The sequence below is a fragment of the Deinococcus sp. Leaf326 genome (genome assembly GCF_001424185.1).
Lineage (GTDB): Bacteria > Deinococcota > Deinococci > Deinococcales > Deinococcaceae > Deinococcus.
In genome coordinates this window covers 157,776-172,070 of sequence record NZ_LMOM01000021.1, presented here as the reverse complement: position 1 = coordinate 172,070, position 14,295 = coordinate 157,776, and the positions used below count along the sequence as shown (strand labels likewise).

Sequence of the window (14,295 nt, the reverse complement as noted above, 5' to 3'; positions counted from 1 at the left end):
CGCGGCGTAGCCTGGGCGGATGAGGCCGTTTGAGACGAGAGGCAGAATGCATGAAGACCGCTGACCTGTGGCTGCTGGCCTGGCGGGGGCTGACCCGCCGCCCGGTGCGGACCCTGCTCACCGCACTGGGCATCACGGTGGCGGTGGCGAGCATGGTGGTGTTCCTGTCGCTGGGCGAGGGCATACGCAAGGTGTTCACGGCCGAACTCGGCGGCATCGGCCCCGACATCCAGGTCAGCCTCAACGGGCTGTCGCAGGGCTTCGCGCCGCAGGCCAACCTGGACGAGGCGGTCGTATCGCGTATCCAGGGCCTCTCGGGCGAACTGGGCCTGAGCGCCGTGACCCCGGTGGTCATGTCGCTGCGCGGCAGCCTGGACGTGGCGCAGAGCACCGTGCTGTACGGCCTGCCGGCAGCGGGCGGACTGGACGCCATCTTTCCGAAGGCGCAGGTGGCGACGGGGCGCAGCCTCACGGCCGCCGACGAGACCGGGGCCGTAGCGGTCGTGGGGGCCAAGAGCGCCGAGAACCTGCGCCTCTCGGTCGGCTCGACCCTGAACCTCAACCGCCAGAACCGTGTACGCGTGATTGGCGTGCTGGCGCCCGAATCCGGCTTGGTGGACAACTTCATCTTTCTGCCCATCCGCACGCTGCAACGCGCCGAGGGAGCGACCGGGCGCGTGTCGCTGGTGGCCGTCAAGCTGCAAAATCCCCGTGACGCCACGGCGGTCGCCAAGACCCTCTCGGAGCAGCTCAAGCTCGAGGCCCAGACCCAGTCGGATTTCCTGAGCTTCGTGGACCGCGCCCTGAAGATCAGCGACGCGGTGCGCTTCGGCATTTCGCTCATCGCCCTGATCGTGGGCGGGCTGGCCGTAGCGAACACGGTCATGATGGGCGTCTTCGAGCGCACCCGCGAGTTCGGCACCCTGCGGGCGATGGGCGCCCGCCCCGCCTTCGTGCGCGCCCTGGTCCTGAGCGAGTCACTGCTGCTCTCTCTCGTGGGCGGCGTGGGCGGACTGCTGCTGGGGCTGGCGGGCATCTGGGCTGTGAACCTCTACACCCAGGACCTCGCGGGCATCGACGCGGCGGCGCTCACTCCCCTCCTGACCGCGCTGGCGATAGGTATCAGTCTGCTGCTGGGGCTGCTCTCGGGGCTGCTGCCTGCGCGCAGCGCCGCACGTATGCCCATCACCGAAGCCCTGGGGCGCGTATGACGGGCCTGCACGCCGCGTCCGCCCTGGCGACCGAGGGGCTCTCGCGCGTCTATCCCAGCGGCGAGGGCGAGATCACGGCGCTGGCTCCCTTCACGCACACCTTCGCGCCGGGGCTCACAGCGGTCGTGGGGCCGTCAGGCAGCGGCAAAAGCACCCTGCTCAACCTGCTGGCCGGCTTCGACACTCCCAGCGGCGGGCGTGTGCGGGTGGGCGGGACCGATCTGCACGTGCTCTCGGAGACGGGGCGCGCCGACTTCCGGCTGGCGAACTACGGCTTCGTTTTCCAGAACCACAACCTCGTGAGCATCCTGAGCGCGCAGGAAAACGTCGAATTTCCTCTGACGCTCGCCGGCCTGTCTCCCCGCGAGCGCCGCGACCGGGCGCGCGAGCTGCTCTCGCAGGTGGGATTGCTGAGCCGCGCCGGGCACCTGCCACACCAGCTTTCGGGCGGCGAGGCCCAGCGCGTCGCCATCGCCCGCGCCCTGGCCCGCGACCCGGCGGTGCTGCTGGCCGACGAACCGACTGGCAACCTCGACACCCGCACGGGCGAGAAGGTGCTGGAACTGCTGACCGGCCCGGCGCGGCAGGGCCGCACAGTCGTCTTGATCACCCACGACCGCGACGTGGCCGCCCTGGCCGACCACCGCCTGGAGGTCCGCGACGGCGTGGTGAGTGGGGGCGACGTTTCCTAGGACCTGAGAACAGCGTGAAAGAGGGAGAGGCGGAAAGATCCGCCTCTCCCTCTTTCACGCCGTAGATCTTCTTCAACAAGTCAGGCGGAGCCGAGTGGGTCCGCCTGACTTCTCCTCTACGGCAGGGGCGTGCGGCCGGCTACTTCACCCGCACCTGATCGTCACGCAGCAGGAAGCTGCGTCCCTGGGAGTCAACGAGGCGGGCGACCACCTGCACGCCCTCGCCCGCCGCCACACCGTCGGCCACGCCGCGTCCCACCGCGACCGTACAGCCGGCGCCGCAGCGGCGCTGGTCGGCGGCGCCCACCCCCGCACTCCAGACTCCGCTGCTCGTGACCACGTAGACGTCGGTGACGCGCAGGCCGCCCGACAGGGCGCGGGGGGTCTGGACGCGCACCTGCACGTTGAACAGGCTACCGCTGATGACCGGCGCAGCCTTGGCGCGCACGACCTGACCAGTGACGTTCAGAGAGGTGGGGGCGTCAAGCAGTTGCCCGGTCGTCGGCGACGCGTCGAGCGAGCCGCAGCCGGCCAGCAGGGCGAGCAGCACAGCGAAGAGGCGCTTCATATACCTCCAGTCTAAGAGAAAAGCCGCCCCCTGGGGACGGCTCTCTTCACAAAACGCACACCGGACGGTGCCAGACCCTTGTGCGGCCTGGGCTCACCAGGTCAGGTCGGGGGCCGTCACCACGCGGTCGGCGGGCTGGTCGGTGACCAGGGTGTATGTCAGGACGTAGGTGCCGGGAATGACGCGCTGAAGCAGCAGCGTGTCGCCGCTGACCTGCGGCACGGCGCTCGCGAGGCTGGGCCCCTGCACCGTGACCGGGCCGCGCGTGGCTCCGCCCGGCAGCGGATCGAGAAGGCGGACGTTGTCCAGCGTGCGGTCCACGGTGAGGGTCAGGGTGACGACGTAGCCCTGGGCGGCGGGTTCGACGTTCTTGCTCAGGCTGCCGCGCGCGCCGTTCTCGACCGTGCGGGTCACGTTGGCTCCGCCCGGCGCGCGGACCCGTGCCTGCCCGGTCGTGCGCAGGCCGACCGGGTCCAGCACGGCCTCGGCGGTATCGGTGCGGCACACCCGCACGGGAACCTTGAGGCGCAGCGCCTGCCCCGCGCCGAAGTCGCCCGGCAGTTCGAGCGGGTAGTCGCTCGTCCAGCCGCCCGGCAGGTTGAGCTTGAGGCGCGCGGGGAGCTTGTACGGAAAGTCGGTCTTGGCGACGGCCACGAGCTGCGTCACGTCGCAGGCGTTCAGGAGGTCGGGGGCCGTGACGAGCGATACCTCGGTCTGCACGTTGTACTCGATGGTCACGCGGCCGGTCGTGCCGTCACTGACCCGGCCCGGCGCGGGCGAGGCGAAGGTGCTGCCCGGTACCTGGGTGGGCGTGACCGGGTAGTCGCCGGGCGCGAGCGGCACCGTCGCCGGGGTGTTCAGGGTGCGCCCGCCGACCTGAAAGGGCACACCGGTCAGCGGGATGCGGGTGTCGCCGTAGATCGCCACGGCGTCCACCGCGAGCTGCCCCGAGGGCGGCCGGGCCACGAAGCGCAGCTTGTTGTAGCCGGGCTGGTAGCGGATCTCGCTGGGCGACACCACGTTGCCCTTGCCCTCGATGATGCTGCTGCTCACCGGCACGTAGCCGCCGGGCAGCACCGGCCGCACGGTCGTCTCGCCGATCAGGGCGTAGCTGGCCCCCGGAATGGGGCGGCCCTGCGGGTCCACCACGTCCACCAGAAGCTGGTTGGCCACCTTGGCGCCGGGCGGCGGCGTGAAGCCCCCGACCACGGCCGTCACCGGCTGGTCCCCGAGGCGGAACGAGTAGCGGATGGCGTTGCTGTACTGCTTGGTGGTCGGCAGCACCCGGATGTAGACCTGCCACTCGCCCACGAGGTCGGGCGTGATGGCGAAGCGGTCGGTGGCCGACTTGCCGTTGTCGCTGGTGGTGAGATTCACGCGCTTGCCGCCCGGCTGCACCACCCAGGTCTCGGCCTCCTGCACGCCGTCCACGTCGTAGTTGATGAGGCTGACCGTCTGGCCCACCCACTCGCGCGGCACGCTCAGGCGCGCGGCGAGCAGGGCGCTGGCACCGGTGTCGCGGGCATTCACACTGAAGTCGCTCGTCTCGAGCACGAAGGGCGAGGCCACCCGCAGCGCGAAAGAGTTCTTGCCGTCGCCGCTGCTGTCCACCTTGAGGGTGTAGGTGCCCGCACTCAGGCCCCCGGCAAACAGGCTTTCCCAGGTGTGCTCGCGGCCGGTGCCGTAGCGGCGCTCGGCGACCACACCGCCGGGGCCGGTCAGGGTGAAGGTCGTGGTGAAGGGCTCGTTCTTCTTGTACAGTTCGTCGCCGAAGTACCCGGCGCCCCGGCGGCCGTCCACATAGTCCGCGAGGTTGAAACTCGGCGAGTACAGTTCCAGGCCCAGGGGCTTGCCCGCGTCCTGCGGCGAGACGCGGATGACGTAGGACTCGACCTCCTGCGGCCACTTCTCGCCCACCGACACCAGGGGCAGGATGCCGCCCGTGGGCGAGTCGGCACTGACCGGCACCTGGGCCGGAGCAGCCTGAGCCGGCGCCGTTTGGGCCAGGGCGGTTCCCGGCGCGAGCAGGGCGGCGAAAAGGAACAGAAAGCGGGCAGACGGCGTCTTCACTGAGGAAAAGCATACCGTGGGGCGCGGCGGCGCGCGGCGGGGGTATGCTCGCCCCATGAGCGACGCGACCGGCCCCCGCCTGACCCATCTGCCCGCCTGGACCGCCCTGGAGACCCACTACGGCGAGATCAAGGACCAGCACCTGCGCGACCTGTTCGCCGCCGACCCTGCGCGCGGCGAGCGCCTGAATGCCGAGGGCGCGGGGCTGTACCTCGACTATTCCAAGCACCGCGTCACCGACGAGACGCTGCGGCTGCTGCTGCAACTCGCCGATGAGGCGGGTGTGGCCGCCAAGCGCGACGCCATGTTCGCCGGCGAGAAGATCAACGTGACCGAGGGGCGCGCCGTGCTGCACACCGCCCTGCGCCAGCCGCGCGGCGCGCAGGTGCTGGTGGACGGCCACGACGTGGTCCCCGACGTGCACGGGGTCCTGGACCGCATGGCCGCTTTTGCCGACGCTGTGCGCGCGGGCGAGTGGCTGGGGTACACGGGCCAGCCCATCCGGAACATCGTGAACATCGGCATCGGGGGCTCGGACCTCGGCCCGGTGATGGCCTACGAGGCCCTGAAGCACTACGCCCAGCGGGACCTCACGCTGCGCTTCGTGTCGAACGTGGACGGCACCGACCTCGTCGAGAAGACCCGCGACCTCGACCCGGCCGTGACCCTGTTCATCGTGTCGAGCAAGACCTTCACCACCCAGGAGACGATGGCAAACGCCAGAAGCGCCCGCGCGTGGCTGCTGGCGGCCCTGAAGGACGACGCGGCGGTCGCGCGGCACTTCGTGGCCGTCTCGACGAACGCGGCGGAGGTCGGGAAGTTCGGCATCGACACCACCAATATGTTCGGCTTCTGGGACTGGGTCGGCGGACGCTACAGCATGGACAGCGCCATCGGCCTGAGCCTCATGCTGGCGGTCGGCCCGGACGGATTCCGCGAGCTGCTGGCCGGCTTCCATGACATGGACGAGCACTTCCGCACCGCGCCCGCCGAGAAGAACCTGCCGGTGCTGATGGGGATGCTGGGCGTCTGGTACAACAACTTCTTCGGCGCCGAGACGGTCGCCGTGCTGCCCTACGACCAGTACCTCGCGTACTTCAGCGCGTACCTCCAGCAGCTCGACATGGAGAGCAACGGCAAGCACGTGACCCTCTCGGGCGAGCACGTGAACTACCAGACCGGACCGGTCATCTGGGGCCAGCCGGGCACGAACGGCCAGCACGCCTTCTACCAGCTCATCCATCAGGGCACCAAACTCATTCCCTGCGACTTCATCGGCTTCTGCCAGACCCTCAACCCGCTGCCCATTCCCGGCGGCGCGCCGCACCACGACCTGCTCATGGCCAACGTCTTCGCGCAGACCGAGGCGCTGGCCTTCGGCAAGACGCTGGGCGAAGTGCTGGAGGGCGGCGTGGACCCGGCGGTCGCTCCGCACCGCGTCTTCGAGGGCAACCGCCCCACCAGCACCCTGCTCGCCGACCGCCTGACGCCGCGCACGCTGGGCGCCCTGATCGCGCTGTACGAGCACAAGGTCTTCGTGCAGGGGGCCATCTGGGATATCAACTCCTTCGACCAGTGGGGTGTGGAACTCGGCAAGGTACTTGCCGGCCGCATCGTGCCGGAACTGGGAGACGCGGAGCCGGAACTGGCCCACGACAGCAGCACGAACGCGCTCATCCGCCGCTACCGCACGCGCCGGAACGCGCAGTCGTGACCGCTCCCGAGATGGACGCCGAGACCCTGGCCTTCTTGCAGGGCGTGTTCGAGCTTGTCCGGGCGGGCGACACCGAGCAGCTCGCGCCTCTGCTTGAAGGTGGACTGCCGCCGAACCTGCGCAACCACAAGGGCGACAGCCTGCTCATGCTCGCGAGCTACCACGGCCACCACGCCCTGAGCGAGCTGCTGCTGACCCACGGCGCCGATCCCGAACTCGCCAACGATCAGGCGCAGACGCCGCTTCAGGGAGCCGCCTTCAAGGGTGACCTCGACATGGCGCGGCTGCTGCTGGCGCACGGCGCGCATGTCGAGGGCCGCGCCTTTGAAGGCGGCAAGACGGCCCTGACCTTCGCGGCGATGTTCGGCCGCACGGACCTCGTCGAAGAACTCCTCGCGCACGGCGCCGATCCCCGTGCCCGCGACGCCGACGGCACCACGCCCCTGGACGCGGCCCGCATGATGGGCGCGCACGACACCGCAGCTCAGCTCGAGCTCGTGCTGGCGCAGCACGGCGCCGACCCGTCCACCCTGAACTGAGCCCCCATAGAGCCGCCCCCACTTGAGCGTCCCTTGAGCGGGGACGGTACTTTGTCATCCGCTGTGCTTTGAGAAATGAGGTTTAGGCGCACACTGGGGGTATGTCTCCTTCCTCCCCCCTTCCCCTGTCGGTTCTTGACCTCGTGCCCGTGCCACTGGGCTCGGACGCGGCGCAGGGGGTCAAGGACGCCCTGACCCTCGCGCGGACGGCCGAGGCCCTGGGCTACGAGCGCTACTGGGTGGCCGAACACCACAACATGGCGTCGCTGGCGAGCAGCGTGCCGCTGGCGGTGCTCTCGGCAGCCTCCCAGGTCACGTCGCGCATCCGGCTGGGCTCGGGCGGCGTGATGCTGCCCAACCATGCGCCGCTGGCCGTCGCGGAAGGTTACCGCCTGCTCTCGGCATTGGCCCCAGACCGGGTGGACCTGGGCCTGGGCCGCGCGCCCGGCACCGACGGCCGCACGGCGAGCGCGCTGCGCGGCGCCGGCGCGTACATGGAAGAGCCCTTCGAGCGGCAGCTCGCCGACCTGATCGCCTTCGGCACGGGTGAGTTTCCGGCCGGACACCCCTACGCGGGCACCATTGCCTCGCCGGCTGGGGAGGGCCTGTTCCCGCCGCTGTGGATCCTGAGCAGCAGCGGCTACGGCGCACACGTGGCCGCCGGAGCGGGTGTGGGGCTGGCCTTCGCGTGGCACATCAACCCCGACACGGCGATGGCCCGCGCCGCCGCCGACGCCTACCGCCGCGCGTTCGTGCCTTCGGCGGCCTTCGCGCAGCCGCGCGTGCTCGTGGCCGCGAGCGTGATCTGCGCGGCCACACAGGAGGAGGCCGAGGAACTGAGCCTGCCCCTGGGCCTGATGTTCCTGCGCCTGCGCCGGGGCGAGACCGCGCCCTTCCCGACTGTCGAGGAGGCCAGGAACTACCCCTACACCCCGCAGGAGCGCGCCGTGGCCGAGGCCTCGCGGGCCCGGGCCATCGTGGGCGACCCGCAGACCGTGGCCCGGCGGCTGCGTCAGCTCGCGCGCGACACGGCCGCCGACGAGCTCATGCTGGGCGCGATGATGCCCGATCCCGCCACCCGCGCCGAGGGCTACCGCCTGATCATGGAGGCGGTCCGTGACCTGGAAGCCCAGGAGAGCCGCCGGGAGCCGACCACTTCTTATTGAGAATATTTCCTATTAGGAGTAAACTGGGGGCATGAACGCGCCTGCCCCTACCGTCTCCCCCGCGCCGCAGGCTCCCGCGCCCACCTCCACCGGGCATGACCCCGCGTTCGTGCTCCAGAAGGTGCAGCCCGCGCTGCTGGGGCTGATGGACGGATCGGTCAGCACCCTCGCGCCCATCTTCGCGGTGGCGGGACTGACAGGCAAGCCCATCGACGCCTTTTTCGTCGGTCTGGCCGCCAGCGTCGGCGCCGGTATCAGCATGGGGCTTGCCGAGGCCCTCAGCGACGACGGGGTGGTGTCGGGCCGCGGCACTCCCATCGCGCGCGGTGTCATCACCGGCCTGGCGACGGTGCTGGGCGGGATGCTCCACACCCTCCCCTTCCTGATTCCCGACCTGCGCACGGCGCTGACGCTGGCCTACGCGGTCGTGGTCGTCGAGTTGCTGCTCATCGCGCTGATCCGCTGGAAGTACATGAAGAGCCCGCTGGGCCAGACCATCTTTCAGGTCATCGTGGGCGGCGCGGTCGTCTTCGGTGTCGGTGTCTGGCTCGGCCGCCTGGGTGCGGGGGGCTGAACCCGGAGCCGACCGGACAACAGAAGCAGGGGGGAGACGTGTCGCCGCGTCTTCCCCCCTGTCCCTTGCAGGTGTCTCTTTCCGGCGCTCAGCCGAACGTCGCCCGCTCCGGCTCCGGCAGGCGCGAGGCGATCCAGGCACTGGGCAGCAGCAGCGACAGACTGACGAGCGCCGCCGTGGTCGGGCTGGTGGCGTCGGCCAGGGCGCCCACCAGGAACACCAGCATCCCCGCGAAGCCCCACGAGAACCCCATCATGATCGAGCTGGCGACCGCGACGTGCCCCGGCGCGTACTCCTGCGCCGTGACCACGCCCACCGGAATGCTGGCGTTCACGGCTGCCCCGACCAGGAAGGTCAGCGGGTAGAACCACCAGTTCGCCGGGTTGCTCAGGATCAGCAGGGCGAAAAACGGAACCGAGGCGAGGATGGCAGCGCGCAGGACGGGCGTGCGGCCGTAGCGGTCGCTCAGGCGGCCCCCCAGGATGCCCCCGGCGGCGCTGGCGACCGCAAACACGGCCAGCGTCACGGCGACCTCGCGCGCCCCGAACCCCTTGGCAAGCAGCATGAAGGGCAGCATGGCGTTGTAGCCCATGCTGGCGAGCGAGCGCAGCACCGCCATACCCCACAGCCACACGAGCGGCCCCCGGAAGATGCCCGCGTACTCGGCCAGCCCCACCCGCCGGGCCTTCTGGGTGCCGCTGGGGGTCACGGCGAAGGTGACGGCGGCGATCACCACCCCGATCAGGGCGAACCAGGGCAGGTGCGTGAGCCCCACCCCCGCGAAGACCGGCCCGAGCGCCATACCGGCCGTGCCGCCCGCACTGAACAGGCTGGCCCACAACCCGCGCTTGTCGGCTGGGCTGTGCTGCGCGACGTAGGCCGCCCCCGCCGGATGAAAGAACCCGCTGCCGAAGCCCGCGACCGCCACGAGCAGCACGAGCGCCCCGAACCAGGGCACGAAGCCCATCAGTGTGAGGCCCACCCCGGTCATGAGGGGCCCGAGCGCGGCGGCGTAGCGGCGGTCGACCCGCTCGCCCAGGATGCCCAGCAGCGGCTGGAGAACACTGCTCGTGAGGCTGTAGACACTGGACAGCAGCGTGACGGCGGCGATGGTCACCCCGTACTTGGCCTGAAGGGCGGGCGTCAGGGGCGTGAGCATGGCGCTGTAGGCGTCGTTGATGAAGTGGCCGGCCGTGACCGCCACCGCGATGGCGACGGCGGGACCGGCGACCGGCGTGGACCGGATCGCCTGGGCGACCGGGGAGGAAGGAGCGCGCATAGGCTCTACCCTACGCCCGGCCCGGCAGTCCCAAGAAGAGCCCAAGCCCAACTTCGGCCCGCCATGCCGGACTTTTGCTTATGCTGTAGGCAATGAATCCCACTTCTCCCTTCCGGGCCGCCGTCGCCGCGCAGCTTCCCTCCGAGGCGGCGGTGGACCGGCTGCTCGGCGCCATGACGCCGCGCGAGTGGCAGGAGGTGGGAAGTGTCTTCGCGGCCCGGCTGCCCGAGTTTGGGGTGGTGGTGGCTGCGCCGGGCGCGCACGATCTGGCGCGCGCCGTGGCCCAGGCACGCGGCGTGAGTGTGCTGGACGGTCCCTGGACGGGCGAGCCCGGCACGCTGGCCCTGGTCCTGACTGGGCAACTCCGCAGCGGCGAGGCCGAGCGTGACGCCGTACTGGCCGCGCGGGCGCAGGGCCTATGCGTCGAGGTCGTGGCCGCCGCCGTCGAGCGCACGTCCCTGGGCGGCCGGCACCTGCTGAGCGGGGTCGGCGTACGGGTCCGCGCCGCCCTGCAACTCGCCGACGCTCCCTGGGGCCTGCTGTTCGAGCGCCGCGCGCCGGACCGCTGGTCGGTGGCGAGCTGAGAGAAGCGGACGCTACAGTGACCCGCACAGGCTGACTTGGCTTTGCCGAGCTAGAGGAACCTATCGGTCAGGACAGCTGATCGGGTGCCCGAGAATCGGCCGATCCCCAGCGCTGCCGTTCCCAGAGAACCATGAACACCAGGCTGATCCCCACCAGGACAATACTGAACCGGGGCGTGGGCCGGCCCAGTAGGTAGGCCAGCGGCTCAACGTACAGCCACAGCCCCCAGAACAGCAGGGCCAGCCCGCCGTACAGGCGCCCCAGGGTCTCCGTGCCCATCACCGTCCGGCCTGACCTGCCGGACCGGTCCTGGCGGCATAGTCCTTCAGCGCCCGTTCCTCGGCCGGAATGCGGATGAAGAGCAGCAGCGCAGCGTTGAGCAGCGTGAAGGCCAGCGCTGTGCGCCACGCGCCGACCGCCAGCGGCGCCGAGGCGAGTTCCAGCGCCACAACGGCGTAGTTCGGATGCGGCAGGACCCGGAAGGGACCGCCCGTGACCCGCTCGCCCCCCGGCACGATCAGGATGCGGGTGTTCCAGTAGCACCCCAGCGTCCGGATGACCCAGTAGCGCAGCGGCTGCGCCAGCACGAACAGCAGCAGCGCGGGCACGTTCACCCGCCCGCGCGACGCCCGGCCCTCCAGCAGCAGACTCAGCATCCAGGCCGGGTGCAGCACGAAAAAGAGAGGGTAATGTTCGCGGCCGTACTCGACGGCTCCGTGTTCGCGGGCCCAGCGCTCGTTGGCGCGGGCGAGACGCAACTCCAGGAGACGCTGAACCGTGATGGCCAGCACCAGCCAGGGCGCCGCACGCCGGGCCGTCCAGCCGCTCATGCTGGCGCCCCCAGCAGCGTGTCGGCCGCCGCGTCGGCGTCCAGTTCGCCGTTCGCCACGCGGGCGTAGAGTTCGCCGCCCGCCGCCTGGGCGCGGCGCAGCAGCCGGGCCTGCACCAGCGTCCGGACCTCGAACTCGGCGCGGGCCTCGCGGCGGGCACCGAGGCCCGCCTCGCCCAGCCAGGCGCGGTGGGCCTCCACGGCCGCGACCAGTTCGGACACGCCCTGGGGTTCGCCGTCCACACCGCCGCCCGTTCGGCCCGCCACCGTGCGGCGCACCGGGGCCAGCCACGTCTCGGGGCCGTGGTGGCCCAGGCCCTGTGCGGCCAGCAGCTCGCGCACGGTGCGGTCGGCGCCGGGCAGGTCACTCTTGTTCACCGCGATCACGTCCGCTATTTCCATGATGCCCGCCTTGAAGGCCTGCACGCCGTCGCCGCCCGCCGGCGTCACCACGAGCAGGGTGTGATCGCAGGCGGCGGCCACGTCCACCTCGGACTGCCCGACCCCCACCGTCTCCAGAATGACCCAGCCGAAACCCGCGCCCTCCAGCAGCGCGAGCACGCCCAGAGTCCGCGCCGAGAGGCCGCCCAGCGCGCCCCGGCTGGCGAGCGAGCGCACGAACACACCCGCGTCGGCGTGATGGCGCAGCATCCGGATCCGGTCGCCCAGGATGGCCCCGCCCGAATACGGGCTGCTGGGGTCCACCGCCAGCACGGCCACCCGCTCGCCGCGCGCGCGCAGTTCGGCGATTAATGCGTCTACCAGGGTGCTCTTGCCACTGCCGGGGCTACCGGTCACGCCCAGCACCACGGCGCGCGTGCCCGGCGCGGCGGCGCGGGCGTGGGCAGCGCGCAGCAGGGGCCGGGCCGCGTCCTCGCCCGCCTCGGCCAGAGTCAGGGCGCGGGCCAGGGCGCGCAGGTCGCCCGCGAGGTAGCGCTCCAGCAGGGAGCCGGGGGAAACGGACGGGGAAGGCGCCGCGTCCGTCACGGCGTCGGCTCCCCTCTCGGGTGCGGGCGAGGTCTCATGATGACGGTCAGCCTAGAGCATTTGGGGCGCAGGCCGCGCCCAGAGGCGCGGGGTCCGGCCGGGTCACACGAACGCCGGCCGGCTCCGCCCGCAGAAGTTCAGGGCGCCTGACCCAGAACGTCGTCGGCCTCGGTGGCGTGGCTGAGGTCTTCGAGGTGCGCGTCGTCGTTGAAGCCCAGCAGGGTGCCCCGGCTGGCGTCGAGAAGCACGCGGGTGATGCTGGTGTTCGTCACGCTCAGGCGCGCCCAGGCGCCCTCGGGAACGCCGCCCAGCGCCAGCCCGACCGCCACGCGCACCACGCCGCCGTGCGTGAACACGAGCACCCGCTCGCCGGGGTGGCGCGCGCAGATCGCCCGCAGGGCCGCGCCGCTGCGCGCCGACAGGTCCTGCATACTCTCGCCGCCGGGCCGCCGAGTCTGCCAGGGGTCGGCGGTGAGGTCGCTGAGATACTGCGGATGCCGCTCGCGGATGTCGGCGTACACCAGCCCCGAGAGCTCACCCACGTCAATCTCGCGCAGTTCGGGCTCCAGCGTGAGGGCCGGTGGCCCACTGAGGCGCTCAGCCACAGCCTCGGCCGTCTGCACGGCGCGACGCAGGTCGCTGGAGTACACCGCGGCGAACGCCTGGCCGGTCAGGCGCTCGGCGAGGCTGGCCGCCTGAAGCACTCCCACATGCGAGAGCGGCACATCGGTCTGGCCCTGGTAGCGGCCCTCGATGTTCCAGGTGCTCTCGCCGTGGCGTACCACCCACAGTTCGGTCGCCGTGGCGCGGTCGGGCGGAACGAAGCCCATCGGCGCCAGTCGGCGGCTCAACGGCTCTCCCCGGCGGCGCTCTCCGGGCCGCTGCCGGGGCCGCCGAAGCTCACGCCCTCGCCCGCGACCATCTCCCCGATCACCCAGGGCGACTCGCCGGCGGCAAGCAGGGCCGACAGGGCCTCTTGCTGCTGCGCGGCGGGCAGGATGAACAGGAACCCCACACCCATGTTCAACGCGCGGAAGGCCTCCCGGCGCTCCGCCCCCGAACGCGCTACGATGAGCTCGAAGACCGGCGGAACAGTCCACGACCCGGTGTCGATCCGCATTCCCACGCCGCCGGGGAACACGCGTGGCGGGTTGTCCACCAGACCGCCTCCGGTGATGTGGGCCATACCGCGCACGTCCACCCCGGCGGCCTCCAGCGCCGCAAAGGCAGGCAGGTAGCTGCGGTGCGGCACCGGCAGCACCTCGGCCAGAGACAGCCCGCCGAGGTCGTCGCGCGCTTCCTCCCAGTCGAGGTCGTCGAGCGCCAGCCGCGCCAGCGAAAAGCCGTTGGTGTGCAGGCCGCTGCTGGGCAGGGCCACGACCACGTCACCGGGTTCGATGCGCCGGCCGTCGATGAGGCGCGGACGGTCCACGACGCCCACGATGGTTCCCACGATGTCAAGTTCGCCCTCGACGTATACGCCCGGCATCTCGGCCGTCTCGCCACCCAGCAGGGCCACGCCCAGCGCCTCGCAGGCCCCGGCGGCGCCGGTCACGATCTCGGCGACCTTCTCGGGCGAGAGGCGGCCCATCGCCACGTAGTCGAGGAAGAACAGGGGCCGCGCGCCCTGCACCAGGATGTCGTTCACGCAGTGGTTGACGATATCGGCGCCCAGGCCTCCGTACCGCCCGGTGCGCACCGCCACCTTGGTCTTGGTGCCCACGCCGTCGGTCGAGGCGACGAGCACCGGTTCGGCCATGCCCGCGAACTCGGCACGGAACAGCCCGCCGAAGCCCCCCAGTCCACCGAGCACCTGCGGCGTATGCGTGCGGGCGACCGCGCCCTTCATGAGCGCGACGGCGCGGTGCCCCGCGTCGATGTCCACCCCGGCGCGCCGGTAGGCCGCCCCCTGCCCCTGCCCGGTCTCCGCGTCCTGGGCGCCGTGCGCCGCTGCCGGGGCCGCGCCCGCGCCTGACTTGCTGTCCGTCATGTGCCCTGTCCTCCCGCGCCTGCCGCAGAGGGCAGACTCTGGCGGGCAGTGTAGCCCGTGGCCGCGCGGGCGCGCACCCGGCCGTCCAGCC

15 protein-coding genes are annotated in these 14,295 nt (G+C 71.4%); 7 read left to right on the top strand and 8 right to left on the bottom strand.

Translation table 11 applies throughout. From position 1 onward, the window contains the following. Positions 1-50: 50 nt before the first annotated feature. Together ASF71_RS07790 and ASF71_RS07785 are read left to right on the top strand one after the other, a co-directional pair. Positions 51-1,211: an ABC transporter permease gene (locus tag ASF71_RS07790; RefSeq protein ID WP_056297595.1), complete on the top strand. Its 1,161-nt coding sequence runs from the start codon at positions 51-53 to the stop codon at positions 1,209-1,211. Beyond that, entirely contained in the window at positions 1,208-1,903 is a 696-nt protein-coding gene (locus ASF71_RS07785) for an ABC transporter ATP-binding protein (protein WP_056297590.1), read from the top strand. Before ASF71_RS07790 ends, ASF71_RS07785 begins: the two co-directional genes overlap by 4 nt. Before the next feature lie 139 nt (positions 1,904-2,042). Here ASF71_RS07785 and ASF71_RS07780 read toward each other — a convergent pair whose 3' ends face one another. Together ASF71_RS07780 and ASF71_RS07775 are read right to left on the bottom strand one after the other, a co-directional pair. After that, entirely contained in the window at positions 2,043-2,471 is a 429-nt protein-coding gene (locus ASF71_RS07780) for a hypothetical protein (protein WP_056297586.1), read from the bottom strand. 93 nt (positions 2,472-2,564) lie between these two features. After that, complete coding sequence (locus ASF71_RS07775; RefSeq protein ID WP_082505726.1) at positions 2,565-4,541, bottom strand: hypothetical protein; 1,977 nt, start codon at positions 4,539-4,541, stop codon at positions 2,565-2,567. 55 nt (positions 4,542-4,596) lie between these two features. On the opposite strand from ASF71_RS07775, the gene pgi reads away from it, so the two are divergent. The 4 genes from pgi to ASF71_RS07755 all read left to right on the top strand — a co-directional run bounded on the left by pgi (position 4,597) and on the right by ASF71_RS07755 (position 8,534). Next, positions 4,597-6,255, top strand: a complete 1,659-nt coding sequence (gene pgi, locus ASF71_RS07770) for a glucose-6-phosphate isomerase (RefSeq protein ID WP_056298334.1) — start codon at positions 4,597-4,599, stop codon at positions 6,253-6,255. A gap of 11 nt (positions 6,256-6,266) precedes the next feature. Next, the gene (locus tag ASF71_RS07765; protein WP_056298331.1) at positions 6,267-6,794 is read left to right on the top strand and encodes an ankyrin repeat domain-containing protein; all 528 of its coding nucleotides are present in this window, start codon (positions 6,267-6,269) and stop codon (positions 6,792-6,794) included. Positions 6,795-6,895: 101 nt separating this feature from the next. Continuing rightward, on the top strand, positions 6,896-7,960 hold the full coding sequence (locus tag ASF71_RS07760; RefSeq protein WP_056297583.1) for an LLM class flavin-dependent oxidoreductase: 1,065 nt from the start codon (positions 6,896-6,898) through the stop codon (positions 7,958-7,960). A 31-nt stretch (positions 7,961-7,991) separates the two neighbouring features. Next, on the top strand, positions 7,992-8,534 hold the full coding sequence (locus tag ASF71_RS07755) for a VIT family protein (protein ID WP_056297577.1): 543 nt from the start codon (positions 7,992-7,994) through the stop codon (positions 8,532-8,534). Positions 8,535-8,622: 88 nt separating this feature from the next. Here ASF71_RS07755 and ASF71_RS07750 read toward each other — a convergent pair whose 3' ends face one another. After that, complete coding sequence (locus ASF71_RS07750; RefSeq protein ID WP_056297573.1) at positions 8,623-9,813, bottom strand: MFS transporter; 1,191 nt, start codon at positions 9,811-9,813, stop codon at positions 8,623-8,625. Between the two features lie 92 nt (positions 9,814-9,905). On the opposite strand from ASF71_RS07750, the gene ASF71_RS07745 reads away from it, so the two are divergent. Further along, on the top strand, positions 9,906-10,397 hold the full coding sequence (locus ASF71_RS07745; RefSeq protein WP_056297570.1) for a hypothetical protein: 492 nt from the start codon (positions 9,906-9,908) through the stop codon (positions 10,395-10,397). 67 nt (positions 10,398-10,464) lie between these two features. On the opposite strand, the gene ASF71_RS07740 is transcribed toward ASF71_RS07745, so the two are convergent. The 5 genes from ASF71_RS07740 to purM all read right to left on the bottom strand — a co-directional run bounded on the left by ASF71_RS07740 (position 10,465) and on the right by purM (position 14,204). Next, a complete protein-coding gene (locus ASF71_RS07740) occupies positions 10,465-10,677 on the bottom strand; it encodes a hypothetical protein (RefSeq protein WP_056297566.1) in 213 nt (70 codons plus the stop codon). Continuing rightward, complete coding sequence (locus ASF71_RS07735) at positions 10,677-11,228, bottom strand: isoprenylcysteine carboxyl methyltransferase family protein (protein WP_056297562.1); 552 nt, start codon at positions 11,226-11,228, stop codon at positions 10,677-10,679. The genes ASF71_RS07740 and ASF71_RS07735 overlap by 1 nt, the downstream gene beginning before the upstream one ends. Beyond that, positions 11,225-12,214: a methylmalonyl Co-A mutase-associated GTPase MeaB gene (gene meaB, locus ASF71_RS07730; RefSeq protein ID WP_156372669.1), complete on the bottom strand. Its 990-nt coding sequence runs from the start codon at positions 12,212-12,214 to the stop codon at positions 11,225-11,227. Before meaB ends, ASF71_RS07735 begins: the two co-directional genes overlap by 4 nt. Positions 12,215-12,351: 137 nt before the next feature. After that, positions 12,352-13,065 carry a histidine phosphatase family protein gene (locus ASF71_RS07725; RefSeq protein WP_056297559.1) on the bottom strand — a complete coding sequence of 238 codons (714 nt, stop codon included), beginning with the start codon at positions 13,063-13,065 and terminating at the stop codon, positions 12,352-12,354. Next, positions 13,062-14,204 (bottom strand): phosphoribosylformylglycinamidine cyclo-ligase, encoded by a 1,143-nt coding sequence (gene purM / locus ASF71_RS07720; RefSeq protein WP_082505696.1) that lies wholly within the window; start codon positions 14,202-14,204, stop codon positions 13,062-13,064. The genes ASF71_RS07725 and purM overlap by 4 nt, the downstream gene beginning before the upstream one ends. Positions 14,205-14,295 lie beyond the last annotated feature (91 nt).

Bases quoted from the DNA above. Each gene is read 5' to 3' on its own strand.
- ASF71_RS07745 (WP_056297570.1), top strand. From the start codon at position 9,906: ATGAATCCCACTTCTCCCTTCCGGGCCGCCGTCGCCGCGCAGCTTCCC.
- ASF71_RS07735 (WP_056297562.1), bottom strand. From the start codon at position 11,228: ATGAGCGGCTGGACGGCCCGGCGTGCGGCGCCCTGGCTGGTGCTGGCC.
- ASF71_RS07785 (WP_056297590.1), top strand. From the start codon at position 1,208: ATGACGGGCCTGCACGCCGCGTCCGCCCTGGCGACCGAGGGGCTCTCG.
- ASF71_RS07780 (WP_056297586.1), bottom strand. From the start codon at position 2,471: ATGAAGCGCCTCTTCGCTGTGCTGCTCGCCCTGCTGGCCGGCTGCGGC.
- ASF71_RS07760 (WP_056297583.1), top strand. From the start codon at position 6,896: ATGTCTCCTTCCTCCCCCCTTCCCCTGTCGGTTCTTGACCTCGTGCCC.
- ASF71_RS07790 (WP_056297595.1), top strand. From the start codon at position 51: ATGAAGACCGCTGACCTGTGGCTGCTGGCCTGGCGGGGGCTGACCCGC.
- ASF71_RS07750 (WP_056297573.1), bottom strand. From the start codon at position 9,813: ATGCGCGCTCCTTCCTCCCCGGTCGCCCAGGCGATCCGGTCCACGCCG.
- purM (WP_082505696.1), bottom strand. From the start codon at position 14,204: ATGACGGACAGCAAGTCAGGCGCGGGCGCGGCCCCGGCAGCGGCGCAC.
- ASF71_RS07740 (WP_056297566.1), bottom strand. From the start codon at position 10,677: ATGGGCACGGAGACCCTGGGGCGCCTGTACGGCGGGCTGGCCCTGCTG.
- ASF71_RS07755 (WP_056297577.1), top strand. From the start codon at position 7,992: ATGAACGCGCCTGCCCCTACCGTCTCCCCCGCGCCGCAGGCTCCCGCG.
- ASF71_RS07765 (WP_056298331.1), top strand. From the start codon at position 6,267: ATGGACGCCGAGACCCTGGCCTTCTTGCAGGGCGTGTTCGAGCTTGTC.
- pgi (WP_056298334.1), top strand. From the start codon at position 4,597: ATGAGCGACGCGACCGGCCCCCGCCTGACCCATCTGCCCGCCTGGACC.